The 15,193-nt window shown below is 72.1% G+C and carries 15 protein-coding genes; 4 read left to right on the top strand and 11 right to left on the bottom strand.

Annotated elements, in window-relative coordinates:
• Positions 1 to 16 precede the first annotated feature (16 nt).
• From B7767_RS42460 to B7767_RS42445, 4 genes are all read right to left on the bottom strand, one after another.
• Positions 17 to 862, bottom strand: coding sequence for an EamA family transporter (locus B7767_RS42460; RefSeq protein ID WP_085576464.1), 846 nt, complete (start codon positions 860 to 862; stop codon positions 17 to 19).
• The gene (locus tag B7767_RS42455; RefSeq protein WP_085576478.1) at positions 859 to 1,371 is read right to left on the bottom strand and encodes a YbaK/EbsC family protein; all 513 of its coding nucleotides are present in this window, start codon (positions 1,369 to 1,371) and stop codon (positions 859 to 861) included. The genes B7767_RS42460 and B7767_RS42455 overlap by 4 nt, the downstream gene beginning before the upstream one ends.
• Before the next feature lie 123 nt (positions 1,372 to 1,494).
• Entirely contained in the window at positions 1,495 to 3,702 is a 2,208-nt protein-coding gene (locus B7767_RS42450) for an MMPL family transporter (protein ID WP_085576463.1), read from the bottom strand.
• A 113-nt stretch (positions 3,703 to 3,815) separates the two neighbouring features.
• Entirely contained in the window at positions 3,816 to 4,415 is a 600-nt protein-coding gene (locus tag B7767_RS42445; RefSeq protein ID WP_085576462.1) for a TetR/AcrR family transcriptional regulator, read from the bottom strand.
• Positions 4,416 to 4,590: 175 nt separating this feature from the next.
• On the opposite strand from B7767_RS42445, the gene B7767_RS42440 reads away from it, so the two are divergent.
• Positions 4,591 to 7,839 carry a S41 family peptidase gene (locus B7767_RS42440; RefSeq protein ID WP_085576477.1) on the top strand — a complete coding sequence of 1,083 codons (3,249 nt, stop codon included), beginning with the start codon at positions 4,591 to 4,593 and terminating at the stop codon, positions 7,837 to 7,839.
• 99 nt (positions 7,840 to 7,938) lie between these two features.
• Here B7767_RS42440 and B7767_RS42435 read toward each other — a convergent pair whose 3' ends face one another.
• From B7767_RS42435 to B7767_RS42420, 4 genes are all read right to left on the bottom strand, one after another.
• A complete protein-coding gene (locus B7767_RS42435) occupies positions 7,939 to 8,127 on the bottom strand; it encodes a hypothetical protein (protein WP_085576461.1) in 189 nt (62 codons plus the stop codon).
• A gap of 77 nt (positions 8,128 to 8,204) precedes the next feature.
• Positions 8,205 to 9,089 (bottom strand): SDR family oxidoreductase, encoded by an 885-nt coding sequence (locus B7767_RS42430; RefSeq protein WP_085576460.1) that lies wholly within the window; start codon positions 9,087 to 9,089, stop codon positions 8,205 to 8,207.
• Entirely contained in the window at positions 9,086 to 10,015 is a 930-nt protein-coding gene (locus B7767_RS42425; RefSeq protein WP_085576459.1) for an alpha/beta fold hydrolase, read from the bottom strand. The genes B7767_RS42430 and B7767_RS42425 overlap by 4 nt, the downstream gene beginning before the upstream one ends.
• Positions 10,012 to 11,544, bottom strand: a complete 1,533-nt coding sequence (locus B7767_RS42420; RefSeq protein ID WP_085576458.1) for an NAD(P)/FAD-dependent oxidoreductase — start codon at positions 11,542 to 11,544, stop codon at positions 10,012 to 10,014. The genes B7767_RS42425 and B7767_RS42420 overlap by 4 nt, the downstream gene beginning before the upstream one ends.
• A 177-nt stretch (positions 11,545 to 11,721) precedes the next feature.
• On the opposite strand from B7767_RS42420, the gene B7767_RS42415 reads away from it, so the two are divergent.
• Complete coding sequence (locus B7767_RS42415) at positions 11,722 to 12,342, top strand: MerR family transcriptional regulator (RefSeq protein WP_085576457.1); 621 nt, start codon at positions 11,722 to 11,724, stop codon at positions 12,340 to 12,342.
• On the opposite strand, the gene B7767_RS42410 is transcribed toward B7767_RS42415, so the two are convergent.
• Entirely contained in the window at positions 12,339 to 12,824 is a 486-nt protein-coding gene (locus B7767_RS42410) for an NUDIX hydrolase (RefSeq protein ID WP_085576456.1), read from the bottom strand. The genes B7767_RS42415 and B7767_RS42410 overlap by 4 nt on opposite strands.
• Complete coding sequence (locus tag B7767_RS42405) at positions 12,824 to 13,636, bottom strand: exodeoxyribonuclease III (RefSeq protein ID WP_085576455.1); 813 nt, start codon at positions 13,634 to 13,636, stop codon at positions 12,824 to 12,826. Before B7767_RS42405 ends, B7767_RS42410 begins: the two co-directional genes overlap by 1 nt.
• Positions 13,637 to 13,686: 50 nt before the next feature.
• On the opposite strand from B7767_RS42405, the gene B7767_RS42400 reads away from it, so the two are divergent.
• Positions 13,687 to 14,163, top strand: coding sequence for a GNAT family N-acetyltransferase (locus B7767_RS42400; RefSeq protein ID WP_085576454.1), 477 nt, complete (start codon positions 13,687 to 13,689; stop codon positions 14,161 to 14,163).
• 39 nt (positions 14,164 to 14,202) lie between these two features.
• Here B7767_RS42400 and B7767_RS42395 read toward each other — a convergent pair whose 3' ends face one another.
• Positions 14,203 to 14,544 (bottom strand): hypothetical protein, encoded by a 342-nt coding sequence (locus B7767_RS42395; RefSeq protein ID WP_085576453.1) that lies wholly within the window; start codon positions 14,542 to 14,544, stop codon positions 14,203 to 14,205.
• A gap of 405 nt (positions 14,545 to 14,949) precedes the next feature.
• On the opposite strand from B7767_RS42395, the gene B7767_RS42385 reads away from it, so the two are divergent.
• Positions 14,950 to 15,193: GntR family transcriptional regulator (locus B7767_RS42385; RefSeq protein ID WP_256923785.1), on the top strand; the 244-nt coding region annotated here is incomplete at its 3' end.

The raw sequence follows: 15,193 nt of genomic DNA, 5'->3' as shown, positions 1-15,193 counted from the left end.
GCCGCGCCGTCCCGCGCTACCCTGCGCGGAGCATCAGCCCGATCCCGACGACCAGCAGCCCGGCCGCGACGATCCGCGGGGCACCGAACCGCTCCTTGAAGAACAGCGCCCCGATGGCCGCGCCCACGATGATCGACGACTCCCGCAGGGCCGCGACGGGGGCGAGTGCCGCGCGGGTCTGGGCCCACAGGACGAGCGCGTACGCGGCGACGGACAGCGCGGCGCCGAGCAGTCCGAGACCCGCGTGCGGACGGAGCCGGGCGCCCGTCTCCCGCCGCCAGCGCCAGAGGGCGTACGCCGGGATCACCGTGCCCTGGACCGCCATCAGCCAGGCGACGTAGCCGGACGACGACCCCGAGGCCCGTACGCCGAGCCCGTCGACGACGGTGTACACGGCGATGGTCAGGCCGGTCGCCAGGGCCGCCCCGATCGCCGCCCAGTCGGGCCGGTGCCCGCGCAGTCCCCACAGGGCGACGCCGGTCAGGCCCGCGCAGGACAGGGCGATCCCGGCGGCGGCCCAGCCGTCGGGCACCTCGTGCGCGAACACGGCGGCGAGGAGGGTGACCACCAGGGGCGCGCTGCCCCGGGCGATGGGGTACGCCTGGCCGAAGTCGCCCAGCCGGAAGGACTTCATCAGCAGCGCGTAGTACGCCATGTGGATCGCGGCCGAGCAGAACAGGTACGGCCACGCCCCGGCCGCCGGGAGCGGCACGAACGGCACCGCCGCCAGCCCGATCAGCAGTCCGCCGCCGGAGATCAGCGTGAACCCGACGAGCTTGTCGGTGATCCGGTGCGCGATGGCGTTCCAGCCGGCGTGGGTGACCGCGGCGAGCAGGACGGCCGCGGTGACCAGGGGGGTCACGGGGTGCGCTCGCGCACGTCCACCAGGGTGCCGCCGGCGTGGGCGATCAGCGTCTTGGGTTTCATCGGGAAGACGGTGTACGGAGTGCCGGCCGCCGCCCACACGAGGGTGTGGGCGAGGAGGGAGCGATCGGCGAGGACCCTGGTCCTCGTGCGGTGACCGAAGGGCGGCACGCCGCCGATGGCGTACCCGGTGGTTTCGCGTACGACATCGGCCCTGGCGCGAGTGACCTTGGCGGCGCCGAGTTCCTCCCGGACCCGGTCGAGGTCGACGCGGGACGCCCCGTCCATGAGCACCAGCACCGGCACGTCGTCGGCGGCGAAGATCAGGGACTTGCAGATCTGACTGAGCTCACAGCCGATCGCGGCGGCGGCCTCGGCGGCGGTGCGGGTAGCTTCGGGGAAGCGGCGGACCTGCGGAATCACGTCCCCGAGTCCCAGGTCCCGCAGGGCCTCGGCGAATCGTGGGTGAGCCCCGGAGCCCTCGGCGTCAGTGGCGGCTGTCGTCATGCAGAGCACGCTAGTGGTCGGTGTAGAGGGCATGCGACCGCATTCCGGGAGCACAGGGAAGCCGGTGAGGGCGCCCCGTCCCCACGGAGCCCTCACCGGCCGGTCCTGCGTTCGTCCGGGCCGTCAGGCCCGTACGAGTTCCCGGTCCTCGTCCTTCCGGTCGTCGTCCGTGCGCAGGCCCTCGCCCTCGACGTCCACGTTGGGCAGGATCCGGTCCAGCCACTTCGGCAGCCACCAGGCCCGCTTGCCGAGCAGGGCCAGCACCGCCGGGACGATCGCCATGCGGACGACGAACGCGTCGAAGAGGACGGCGACCGCGAGGCCGAAGCCGATCATCTTGACCATCGCCTCGCTGGAGCCGATGAAGCCGGAGAACACGGCCATCATGATCACCGCCGCGGCGGTCACCACCCGGGCGCTGTACTTGAAGCCGGTCACCACGGCCTGCCCCGGCTTCTCGCCGTGGACGTAGGCCTCCCGGATCCGGGTCACGAGGAACACCTCGTAGTCCATGGCCAGGCCGAAGACCACGCCGACCATGAAGATCGGCATCATCGACATGATCGGACCGGTCTCCTCGACGCCCATCAGGCCGGACAGCCAGCCCCACTGGTAGACGGCGACGACCGCGCCGAGGGCCGCGAGGACCGACAGCAGGAAGCCGAGGGCGGCCTTCAGCGGGACCAGGACCGACCGGAAGACGACGATCAGCAGCAGGAACGCCAGGCCGACCACCAGGACCAGGTACGGCACCAGCGCGTCGTTGAGCTTCTGCGAGACGTCGATGTTCATGGCCGTGGAGCCGGTGACCAGGACGTCGGCGCCGGTGTCGGCCTTGATGTCCGCGCCGGTGTCGCGGATGTCGTGGACCAGGTCCTCGGTGGTCACCGAGGAGGGCTTGGAGTCGGGGACGACGGTGATCGTCGCCGTGTCGCCGGCCTTGTTGGGGGCCGCCGGGGCGACGTTCACGACGTTGTCGAGGCCCTTGATGTCGTCACCGGCCTGCTTGAAGACGGCATCCGGGTCGTCGCTGTCCTTGGCGTCGACCACGACCACGAGCGGGCCGTTGAAGCCGGGGCCGAAGCCCTCGGAGAGCAGGTCGTAGGCGCGGCGCTGGGTCGTGGACGTCGACTGCGAGCCGTCGTCGGGCAGGCCCAGTTCGAGCGAGGCGGCCGGGACGGCCGCGGCACCCAGGCCGACCACGCCGAGCAGCAGCACGGCCAGCGGACGGCGTACGACGAAGCTGGCCCAGCGGGTGCCCATGTTCGGGCGCTGCGGCTTCTTCGCGGCGCGGCCCCCGCCGAGCAGCTTGCTCTTCTCGCCGGCGGGGCGGACCCGGCGGCCCGCGTAGCCGAGCAGGGCGGGGATCAGGGTGAGGGCGATCAGGACCGCGATGGCGACCGTGCCGGCGGCGGCGATGCCCATCTTCGTCAGCATCGGGATGTTGACGACGGACAGGCCGACCAGGGCGATCACGACGGTGAGGCCGGCGAAGACCACGGCGGAGCCCGCGGTGCCGACGGCCCGGCCGGCCGCCTCCTCGCGCCCGCGGCCCTCGGCCAGTTCGGCCCGGTAGCGGGAGACGACGAACAGCGCGTAGTCGATGCCGACCGCGAGGCCGATCATCGAGGCCAGGATGGAGGTGGTGGAGCCGAGGTCCAGGGTGCTGGCCAGGGCTGTGATGCTGGAGACCCCGATGCCCACGCCGATGATCGCGGTGAGCAGCGGCAGCCCGGCCGCGAGCAGCGAACCGAAGGTGATGACGAGGACGACCGCGGCGACGCCGATGCCGATGATCTCGGCGGAGCCGGTGTGCGGGACGGCCTGGAGGGCGTCACCGCCGATCTCCACGGTCAGCCCGGAGTCGCGGGCGTCCTCGGCGGCGCCCTCCAGGGCGTCGCGGGAGGAGTCCTCCAGCTCCATGCCGGAGACCTTGTAGCTCACCGAGGCGTAGGCGATGGTGCCGTCCTGGCTGACGCCGCCGCCCTGGTACGGGTCGGTGACGCGGGCGACCTCGGAGCCGCCGGAGAGCTCGTCGACGGTCTTTTGGACGATCGCCTTGTGGTCGGCGTCGGTCATCTTCTCGCCGGCCGGTGCCTTGAAGACGACGCGGGCGGTCGCCCCGTCGGCACTGGAGCCGGGGAAGCGTTCTTCCAGCAGGTCGAAGGCCTTCTGGGCCTCGGTGCCGGGGATGGAGAAGGACGAGTTGCCGGCCGCCGGGGCGCCGGCCGCGCCGACGCCCGCGAGCGCCAGCAGCGCCACCCAGATGAGGGCTACGAGGTGCCGTCGCCTGAAGGCGAACCGGCCGAGTCGATAGAGGAAAGTGGCCACGAGGGCGTACTCCCGGTCAGGTCGTGGTTGCTTCGGGGCAGGGGTGATCAGCCCGACGACGTGAGCGGTGACGTCAGGGGGTGGCTGACTTGTGGTGGCTGACCCGGGGACGGTCAGTGAGTGGTCACGCCGAGGGCGGGGAGCACCACGGCGTCGATGTACGAGGTGAGGAATTCCTGCGTGGGCGGCAGGTCGTCGATCAGCGTCCGGGTGGCGAACGCGCCGACGAGCATGTGCACCATGTAGTCCAGCGCCGGGTTGCCGGGGTTGATCTCGCCCCGGTCGACCGCGCGCCGGATCATCCGCCGGAACTCCTCCATCTCCGGTTCGACCAGGAGTTCCTTGAAGGCCTGGCGGAGATCGTCGTTCATGTGCACGGCCATGGCGAGCGCGCGCATCAGGGCGGCGTTCTGCTCCATGGCGCAGTCGTCCTCACGGCCGACGACGGCGTGCAGGTCGCCCCGCAGGGTCCCGGTGTCGATGTCGGCGATGCCGCCCGGCTTCTGGCTGCGCATCGCTCTCACCACCAGCTCGGCCTTGCCGCCCCACTGGCGGTAGAGGGTGGCCTTGCTGGAACGGGTGCGGGCGGCCACGGCGTCCATGGTGACGGCGTCGTAGCCGACCTCGCGGAGCAGGTCGAGCACGGCCCCGTACAGCTCGGCCTCGCGCTCGGGGGTGATCCGGCTGCGACGCGCCGTCGCGACTTCACTCATACCGCTCACCCTTCCGCTCCGGTGTCCACCATGTCAAAGAAACGACACGGTTTCGTACAGGACAAAGGTACTCCACCCCACTAACGAAACGAAACGGTTTCGTTCGTGGTCTGCGTCACGGTTGTCGCTTTCTCATAAGTTGCCGGGCCCAGGACCCCGGCAAAGCATGGGAAGGGTGAGCTATCTGCGTCTGCCCCACCTCAAGGACGACCTGCTGTGCTTCGTGGCCGAGGACGACCTCTGGCTCGCCCCGCTCGACGGACCGGGCCGCGCCTGGCGGCTCACCGTCGACCGCACCAAGCTCGGCCACCCCCGCTTCTCCCCCGACGGCCGCCACATCGCGTACACGAGCTGGCGCAGCCTCGACCCCGAGGTGCACCTGGTCCCGGTGGACGGCGGACCGGGCCGGCGCCTCACCTACTGGGGCAGCTCGGACACCCGGGTCTGCGGCTGGGCGCCCCCCGACGGGGACGGCCACGCCGAGATCCTCGCCGTCGCCTCGCACGGCGAGCCCTTCTCGTACTTCACCTGGGCCTACAAGCTCGCCTGCGACGGCAGCCCCGGCCGCAAACTGCCCTGGGGCCCGGTCTCCGACATCCAGGTCGCCGACATCGCCGGGGAGCGCAGGTCGCTGCTGCTCACCGGCACCCCGCCGCACGAACCGGCCTCCTGGAAGCGCTACCGGGGCGGCGCCACGGGCAGGCTCTGGCTGCACGGGCACCGGCTCCTCGACGGCCTCGACGGCCATCTGCACTCCCCCATGTTCGTCGCCGGCCGGATCGCCTTCCTCTCCGACCACGAGGGCGTCGGCAACCTGTACTCGTGCGCGTACGACGGTTCCGACCTGCGCCGCCACACCGACCACGACGCCTTCTACGCCCGGCACGCCGCCAGTGACGGCACCCGGGTCGTCTACCAGTGCGCCGGCGACCTGTGGCTCGTGGACGACCTGTCGCCCGGCGCCGTCCCGCGCCGGCTCGACGTGACGCTGAGCGGGCCGCGCTCCGGGCGGCGCCCCTACCAGGTGCCCGCCGCCCGCCACCTCGACGGCATCTCGGTCGACGAGACCGGCCGCGCGAGCGCCGTCGTCGTACGCGGCAGCCTGTACTGGCTCACCCACCGCGACGGTCCCGCGCGCACCCTCACCGACACCCCGGGCGTACGGGTCCGGCTGCCGGAGATGCTCGGCGCGGGCGACCAGGTGGCGTACGTGACGGACGCCGAGGGCGAGGACGCCGTCGAGATCGCCTCCCTGCCCCGGGCGACCGGTCAGCGCGCCCCCCGGCGGCTGGCCGCCGGGAAGCTGGGCCGGGTGCTGGAGATGGTGGCCGACCCCGACGGGCAGCGGCTGGCCGTCGCCGCGCACGACGGACGGCTGCTGCTGGTCGACACCGAGGAGGAGAGCCGGGGGGAGGTCACCGAGCTGATCCACTCCGGCAACGGGCCGGTGCGCGACCTCGCCTTCTCCCCCGACGGGGCCTGGCTGGCCTGGTCCCACCCGGTGATCGGACGGTCGCTGCGGCAGATCAAACTCGCCCGGATCAAGGACCGGCTGGTGCTCGACGTCACCAACGGCCGCTTCGAGGACGAGAACCCGGTCTTCACCCTCGACGGCCGCTACCTCGCCTTCCTGTCCTGGCGCGGCTTCGACCCGGTGTACGACGTGCACACCGGAGACCTGTCGTTCCCGCTGGGCTGCCGCCCGTACCTGGTGCCGCTGTCGTCGGCGACCCCCTCCCCGTTCGCCCTGAACCCCGAGGGCCGTCCGGCCGCCGGCGGGCTGGACCCGGTCGAGCGCGAGGAGGCCGAGGAGGGCGGCGAGGCCGGCACGGTGACCGTCGAGGCGGAGGGCCTGGAGAGCAGGGTCACCCCCTTCCCGGTCTCCGCCTCCAAGTACTCGGGGCTGTGCCCGGTCGCGGGCTGCGGTCTGGTCTGGCTGCGCTGGCCGATCTCCGGCGCGCTCGGCGAGACCTTCGCCAACCCCAGCGACACCAGCGGCCGGCCCACCCTGGAACACTTCAACATCGGCAAGGCGAAGAGATCCGAACTCGTCGGCCACCTGGACTTCTTCGCGGTCAGCGGCGACGGCACCCGGCTGGTCGTGGTCGACGAGGGCGAGCTGCGCGCGGTGCCCGCCACCGAGCCCGGCGACAGCGACTCCACGGTGTGGATCGACGCCCGCCGCATCCTGCACGAGGCCGACCCGGCCGCCGAGTGGCGCCAGGCGTACGCGGAGGCCGGGCGGCTGATCCGCGCCTACTTCTGGGAACCCGGCATGGGCGGCATCGACTGGGACGCGATCCTGGAGCAGTACCGCCCGCTGGTCGAACGGGTCGCCTCCCCCGACGACTTCGCGGACCTGCTGCGCGAGGTCCTCGGCGAACTCGGCACCTCCCACGCCTACGTCACCGCCGCCCGCCGCAACGAGGGCCCCCCGCACTACCAGCGCCGCCAGGGCCTGCTCGGCGCCAACCTCGTTCCGCGCGAGGAGGGCTGGACCGTCAAGCGGATCCTGCCCGGCGACTCCTCCGACTCCCGCGCCCGCTCCCCGCTGGCCGGCACCGGCATCCGCGAGGGCGCGGTCCTCACCCACGTCGACGGCCGCCCGGTGGACCCGGTCACGGGCCCCTACCCGCTGCTCGCGGGCGCGGGCGGGACGACCGTGGAGCTGACCTTCCTTCCGGCGCAGGGACCGCCCCGCCGGGTCGCCGTCGTCCCGCTCGTCGACGAGACGCCGCTGCGCTACCAGGACTGGGTCGCCAAACGCCGCGCGGTGGTGCGGGAGTTGAGCGGTGGCCGCTGCGGCTACCTGCACATCCCCGACATGGGCGGCTCCGGCTGGGCCCAGTTCAACCGCGACGTGCGCATGGAGATGTCCCGCCCCGCGCTGATCGTGGACGTGCGCGGCAACGCCGGCGGCCACATCAGCGAACTCGTCGTGGAGAAGCTGACCCGCACCATCATCGGCTGGGACCTCACCCGTGACGCCCAGCCCGTGTCGTACGCCTCCAACGCCCCGCGCGGACCGCTCGTGGCGCTCGCGGACGAGGCGACCAGCTCCGACGGCGACATGATCACCGCCGCGTTCAAACTGCTGGGGCTGGGCCCGGTGGTGGGCCAGCGCACCTGGGGCGGGGTGGTCGGCATGACCGGGCGGCACCGGCTCGGCGACGGCACGGTGATCACGGTGCCGATGAACGCGGCCTGGTTCGACGCGTACGGCTGGTCCGTGGAGAACAAGGGCGTCACCCCCGACCTGGAGGCGCTGCGCACCCCGCTGGACTGGGCCGAGGGCCGGTACGCGGTGCTCGACGACGCGGTACGGCTCGCCCTGGAACTGCTGGAGGCCAACCCCCCGGCGACGCCCCCGACCTACCGCGACGTACCCGACCGCTCCCGGCCGAAACTGCCGCCCCGGTCGTGAGGAAGGGGTGCCCCCTTCGCCATGGGGCACCCCTTCCGCTTCAGCGCACGACGCGTTCAGACGTGTTCAAGCGTCTTCGGACGTCTTCGCCGCTCGACGTCAGACGTCGTAGTCCTGGTCGAAGCGCTCCTCGGACTCCCGGGGCTCCCGCTGACGCTGCTGCTCGTCGATGTCCTCGCTCCGCCGGCGGCCGCGGCCCTGCATCTGCTCCTTGCCCTGCTGGGCACGCTGCCTGGCCTGCTGCTGGAACTGCTCGGACTTCTCCTGGAACTGATCCTTCATACCCATGTGGGTTCACTCCCGTTGTGGGGTGGGGGGAACTTGCCCGACCAGATTCACACGGCCCGTCACCCCACGCATGTCGATCAGTCACGGACCGTGTTCCGGTGCTGCTCATCGGCGTTGCCGCCCGCCCCGACCAACCCCGTGCGCACGCCCGCGAGCCGGTCCCCGAACCGCCGCATCTCCCGCTGCCCCACCGTCCCGATGACCGCGGGCAGGTAACCGCGCACGCCCTGCATCCCGCGCAGCCACCACTGCCCGTACACGTGGCTCGCCCGCCGCTCTATGCCGGCCACCAGCCGGTCCACCGCGGGCCCCAGCGGGTACGTCTTGTTCGACGGCCACGGCAGCCGCTGCCGCAACTCCCGCATCACGTCGTCCTGGTCGGCTCCGCGCACCATGTCGGTGTCGGTCCACGACAGATACCCGACGCCCACCTTCACGCCCCGGTGGCCGACTTCGGCCCGCAGTGCGTGCGCGTACGCCTCCACACCGGACTTGGAGGCGCAGTACGCCGTCATCATCGGCGCGGGGGTGATCGCCGCGAGGGAGGCTATCTGGAGCAGATAACCCCGGCTCTCGGCGAGCAGCGGCAGGAACGCCCGCGCGGTGACCGCCGATCCGATCAGGTTCACCTCGATCACCCGCCGCCAGGACTCCGGATCGGAGTCGGCGAACGGACCGCCGGTCGCCACACCGGCGTTGGCGACCACGATGTCGACCCGGCCGAACCGCTCCCGGACCTCCTCCGCGACCTTGGCCATCGCCTCGTGGTCGGTGACGTCCGCGTACCAGTGGTCGCTGTCGCTGTGCAGCCGCGCGGAGACGTCCTTGAGCGCGTCCGGCTCCAGCCCGACCAGCGCCACCCTCACCCCGCGCGCGGAGAGCTTGCGGGCCAGCAACTCCCCGACGCCGCGCGCCGCCCCGGTGACGACGGCGACCCTTCCTTCGAGACTGACCCTGCTCATGCGCTCTCCTCGACGGCGGGTACGGCGGATATGTGGGCGGCGGCCAGGGCGCGGATCTTCCCGGTGACCAGGTCGGGCGCCTCGACGGGTGTCATGTGGCCGATGCCGGGCAGCTCGGTGACGCCGAGGCAGTTCGGCAGCGCGGCGGCCAGTGACCGGGCGTGCACCGGCGGGGTGAGCCGGTCCGCACCACCGGCGACGATCTCGACCGGTACGCGCAACTCGGCCAGTCCGTGGTCGAGATCGAGCCCGTGGAGCACGTGCGACCAGGCGTGGCGCACCGCGCGCGGGCAGGCGTGCACGATACGGGCGCACGCCTCGACCATGTCCGGGGCGGAGGCGGGGCCCATCGTCGCGTACTTGAGGATCCGGCGGGCGAGCGGGGTGACCGGCCCGAGCGGGGCGCGGGAGCCGAGGATGTGCCCGGTCAGCCGGGTGCGCGCCCGGCCCGCCCGCATCGGCACCACCGTCGACTCGGCGACCAGCCGCGAACTGCCCGTGCTGCACAGCAGTACGGCGGCCACGTGCGCGCGGAACGCGGGCCTCGTGGCGGCGGCCATCACCGTCATCCCGCCCATGGAGTGCCCGGCGACCACGGCCTGTTCGCCGGGCGCGAGGGTGGCGGTGAGTACGGCCTCGAGGTCGTCGGCGAGCACGTCGGTGCTGCACGCCGGGCTCGCGGGCGTACGTCCGTGGCCGCGCTGGTCGTAGGCGATGACCCGGTGGTCGGCGGCCAGTTCGCGGATCTGCGCCGCCCAGAAGGCGGTCGAGCAGGTCCAGCCGTGGGCGAGGACGACCGCCGGCGCCTCCTCGGGGCCGTGCACCTCGACGTGCAGCCGGGCGCCGTCGGCGGAGAGGGCGGTCAGTTCACGGGCGGCGGCGGGCGGGGCGTACGGCCCGGAGGTGACGTGGGTGCGGCGGCTCACGCGGTCACCTCGGCGTTCTCCTGGGTGACCGTGGTGCCGGGGTGCGCCCGCAGGACGGCGTACTCGGCGAGGTCGACCCGGCGGGTCTCGCGCCGGAACTCGCTCGTCGTACCGGGCCAGATGGTGGTGTTGCGCCCGCTCTCGTCGAGGTACCAGCTCGTGCAGCCGCCGGTGTTCCACACCGTGCGCTTCATCCGCTCCTGCACCCGGTGGTTCCAGGCCCGTACGGCGCTGGGGCGGGCGTCGAGGGCGACCCGCCCTCCCAGGACGTCCAGCTGCCGCAGGTAGTCGGCGAGGTAGTTCAGCTGGGACTCGATCATCAGGATCATGGAGGAGTTCCCGAGGCCGGTGTTGGGCCCGATGATCGTCATCCAGTTGGGGAACCCGGCGGCGGTCGCGCCGCGCAGGGACTGCATCCCGCCGGCCCAGCTCTCGGCGAGGGTCTTCCCCTCGGCGCCGACGACCCGCTCCGCGATGGGCATGTCGGTGACGTGGAACCCGGTCCCGAACACGATCGCGTCGACCTCTGCCTCGGTCCCGTCGGCACCGACGACGGTGGATCCGCGCACCTCGCTCAGCCCACTGGCCACGACGTCGACGTTGGGCCGGGCGAGCGCCGGGTAGTACGTGCTCGACAGCAGGATCCGCTTGCAGCCGATGCGGTAGTCGGGGGTGAGCCTGGCGCGCAGGGCCGGGTCCTTGATGGCGCGGGCCATGTTCCGCTTGGCCAGCCGCTCGACGAAGCCGAGCTCGCCGGGGTGCTTGGTGAACGCCTGGACCTGCAGCTCCCTGATGCCCCACAGCAGTCCGCGGCGCAGCTTGGTGGTGACGGGCAGCGCCCGGTGCAGGGCGCGTTCGGCGCCGCTGATGGGCCGGTCGACGCGGGGCAGGACCCAGGCGGGGGTGCGCTGGAAGAGGGTGAGCCGCGACACCAGGGGCTGGATCGACGGCACGATCTGGATCGCGGACGCCCCGGTGCCGACCATGGCGACCCGTTTGCCGCGCAGGTCGTAGTCGTGGTCCCACTGGGCGGAGTGGAACACCTTGCCGGGGAAGGTGTCGAGGCCGGGGATGTCGGGCAGTTTCGGCTCGGACAGCGGCCCGGTGGCGGACACCACCACGTCCGCGCTGAGGTTGCCGCTGCTCGTCTCGATCTCCCACCGCGCCCGCTCGCCGTCCCACACCATCCGCTTCACCTCCGAGTCGAGGCGGATGTGGGGCCGCAGCCCGAAGACGTCGGTGACGTGCTCCAGGTAGGCGCGGATGTGCCGCTGCCCGGAGAAGGAGCGGGGCCAGTCGGGATTGGGCGCGAAGGAGAACGAGTACAGGTGCGACGGCACGTCGCAGGCGCAGCCGGGGTAGCTGTTGTCGCGCCAGGTGCCGCCGACACCGCCCGCCCGCTCCAGGACGACGAAGTCGGTGATCCCCTCGCGCCGCAGCCGCACGGCGGCCCCGAGTCCGCCGAATCCCGACCCGACCACCGCCACCCGTACGTGCTCGTGCCCATGTCCGTGCTCGTGCTCGGCCATCCCGAAGCCTCCACGCATCGCTCAGAACTCCGCCAGTGAACACTGGCGCAATGGGGAGCGTAGAGCAGCTCCGTACTGATGGGTAGGGGGCACGCGAGGAAAGTTACCGCCGGTACGCCCTAGGCTTCAGGCGTGGCAGAAGAGAGCGAAGGACCCGGCGAGCGGCGCGAGTACCGCATGGACGAGCTGGCCCGGCTGGCCGGCATCACGGTGCGCACGCTGCGCTTCTACCGCGAGCGCAAACTGATCCCGCCACCGCGCCGCGAGGGCCGTATCGCCTGGTACGACGACCACCACCTGGCCCGCCTGCGCACGATCACGGCGCTCCTGGAACGCGGCCACACCCTGAACGGCATAGCGGAACTCGCCGAGGCCTTCGACCACGGCCGCGACGTCGGCGACCTCCTCGGCGTGGACGTCCCCACCGACGAGGTCCCCGTCCGCCTCACCCCCGAGGAACTCGCCGACCACTTCGCCGGCGAGGTCACCCCGGAGAACCTGGCCGCCGCGCTGGACCTCGGTTACCTCGGCGTCGACGGCGAGGAGATCGTCCACATCAGCCGGCGCCTGCTGGACGTGTCGGCGGCCCTGGTCCGCGAGGGCATCCCACTCGCGGAGGTGCTCCGCACCGGCGCGGAGGTCCGCACCCACGCCGACACCCTGGCCGACCTCTTCGCCGGCCTGATCCTCCGCCACGCCCCGGAGGAGTCCCTGCACCGCCTGCGCCCCCTGGCCCGCAGCGTGGTCGACGCGGAACTGTCCCTGGCCCTGGACCGGCGCCTGCGCAAGCGGGACTAGCGGTTCCTCACGTATCCGAGGTCGACGGGCGTCACCGGCGGCCCGTCCCGCCGCACGCCCGCCAGCAGCTCCGGCAACTGCGGCGGCCACAACGGCTCCGTGTCCCCCGCCAGCTCCTCCGGCGACCACCAGCGCCACCGCAGGATCCGGTCGGCGGCGTGCGCGGCGGCGAGGTCTCCCGTGAGGTCACGCCGGGGACCGCGGGCGAGGAAGATGTGCTCGCTCTGCCGCACCGGGACACCGGCCCGGGTGAAGTCGTGCTCCCACAGACACAGCACGGTGCCGTCGAGCGCGATGTCGTCCCACCCGGTCTCCTCGCGCAGCTCCCGCCGCGCGGCCTGCTCGGGCGTCTCCCCCGGCTCCATGCCACCGCCGGGCATCGCCCAGTGGACGCCGACCTCGTCGTTGTCGTACCGGAACATGAAGACGGCCCCGTCCGGGTCCAGCACGGCGACCCGAGCGGCCTGCCTGGGAGTGCGCATCAGCTCACGTCCTGCTCGTAGACCACCGTCACGGGCGCGTGGTCCGACCACCGCTCGGCGTGCGTGGCCGCGCGCTCGACACGGGCGTCGACCGCCCGTCCCGCGAGTCCTGGGGTCGCCATCTGGTAGTCGATCCTCCACCCGGTGTCGTTGTCGAAGGCCCGCCCCCGGTAGGACCACCAGGAGTACGGCCCGTCCACGTCCGGATGCAGCGCCCGCACGACGTCGACGTACCCGCCGTCCGCCGGATCGAGCACCCGGGACAGCCACTCCCGCTCCTCCGGCAGGAACCCGGAGCTCTTGGTGTTCCCCCGCCAGTTCTTGAGGTCGGCCTTCTCGTGGGCGATGTTCCAGTCCCCGCAGACGACGACCTCCCGCCCGTCGGCGGCGGCCCGCTCGCGCAGCCCCTTCAGGTGGACCAGGAACTGGTCCATGAACCGCACCTTCTCGTCCTGCCGCTCGGTCCCGACGTCCCCGGACGGCAGATAGAGCGAGGCGACGGTCACACCGGGCAGATCGGCCTCCACATACCGCCCGCTGTCGTCGAACTCGTCCGACCCGAACCCCACCTGAACGCGCTCGGGCTCACGCCGGGAGTACAGGGACACCCCCGCACGCCCCTTGGCGGCGGCGGGCGCGTGCACCACGTACCACCCCTCGGGCTCCCGCACCTGCTCCGGCAACTGCTTCGCCTCCGCCCGCACCTCCTGCAGACACAGCACATCGGCGGAGGTCCCGGCCAGCCACTCCACGAAGCCCTTCTTGGCGGCGGCCCGCAGTCCATTGACGTTGACGGAGGTCACGGTGAGCATCAGGGCACCATACGACACTCCAGGTCCGGGCGTGTTTTACGGTATTCGGCATGGAAATCCGCCCGGTCCCCTACGACCACCCCGACGCCGTGAAGCTGGACACAGAGGTCCAGGCCGAGTACCACGTCCGCTACGGCGACGGCGGCGACGCCACCCCCATGGACCCGGCGGACTTCCGGCCCCCGAACGGCACCTACCTGATCGCCTACGACGAGGCGGGCGTCCCCGTGGCCTCCGGCGGCTGGCGCGTCCAGGACGCCAACGACGAGGGCAACCGCGACGGCGACGCGGAACTGAAGCGCATGTACGTGACCGAGCAGATGCGCGGCCGGGGCCTGGCCCGCCGCATCCTGGCCGCCCTGGAGGAGGACGCCCGCGCGGCCGGCCGCACCCGCATGGTCCTGGAGACCGGCACCAAGCAGCCGGAGGCCATCGCCCTGTACGCCTCCAGCGGCTACGAACCCTGCGAGAAGTTCGGCTACTACCGCTTCCACGAGGACAGCCGCTGCTACGCGAAGGCGCTGTAGGCGCATCCCGGACGGGCGACGGCCACCGACCGGGCTACGTCACCTCGGCTGCTCGCCGTCGGCGGCGCCACAGGGCTCGTCGGTGACACCGGCACCCGGCGAGGGCAGGCGCCGGCCGCGGGACTCCGCGACGCGCAGTGCGTCCGCCAGGCACTCGGCGAGCCGGACGGCGGTGTAGCGCACCTCGACGTTCGGGGACAGGGGATCGTCCAGCACCCGTCGAGCACGGCCTAGCGTTTCCAGACCGTCGGCGAGTTGCCGGGCCTCCGTCTCGTCCGCCAGCCGCGAGACGTACCCGCCCTCGCCGCCGTTGACGAGGAAGCAGGGCTTGCCCTGCGACGACGACCAGGGCAGCAGCCGCAGCGAGGGGGTCGACTCCATCACGCGGCCACCTTCCCCGCCCCGACGACGTACCGGTCGGGGCCCAGGTACGGACGAACGAGCCTGGACCCGGCTCCGTCGAGCGGAAGGTGCCGGCAGTAGGGGGAACGGTGGAGGGGAAGGCGGACGGAGTCGGTGGGGCGGAGGGTGACGTGGGCGAGGTGAGGACCGCCCACGCGGTGGGCTCCCGTGCCGGGGCCGAGGAGAAGGCCCGTCCACCGGACGATACGGCGGATAAGGTCATGCATGTCGACGCTCCGATTCAGCGTTGGCCGCGCCCCGGGAGGTCTGGCCACCTCGCCGGGGTTTTACATGACTGACGCTACAGCGGACTACATCCCTCTACATACAAGTACAGAGGGATCCACTCGATCGTGGATATGGACATACGCCTACGTTGGACATATGAGCGATACGGAGGAGCCCAAGTCGACCCTGGACCCGATGAGCGCGAGGCCGCTCTACGTCCAACTGGCCGACGTGATCACGAAAAAGATCGAGTCAGGTGACTTGGCCCCGGACAGGCCGATCCCTTCGGAGAATCACCTGGCCGACGAGTACGGCGTGGCACGGCTCACCGCCCGGCGAGCCGCACAGGAGCTCCGCGAGCGGGGACTCATCGTGACCGTGCGCGGCAAGGGATCCTTCG

The organism is Streptomyces sp. 13-12-16 (assembly GCF_002114215.1).
Classification (GTDB): domain Bacteria; phylum Actinomycetota; class Actinomycetes; order Streptomycetales; family Streptomycetaceae; genus Streptomyces.
Note: the sequence above shows the minus strand (reverse complement) of the source record. Positions and strands in the feature narration are given on the sequence as shown.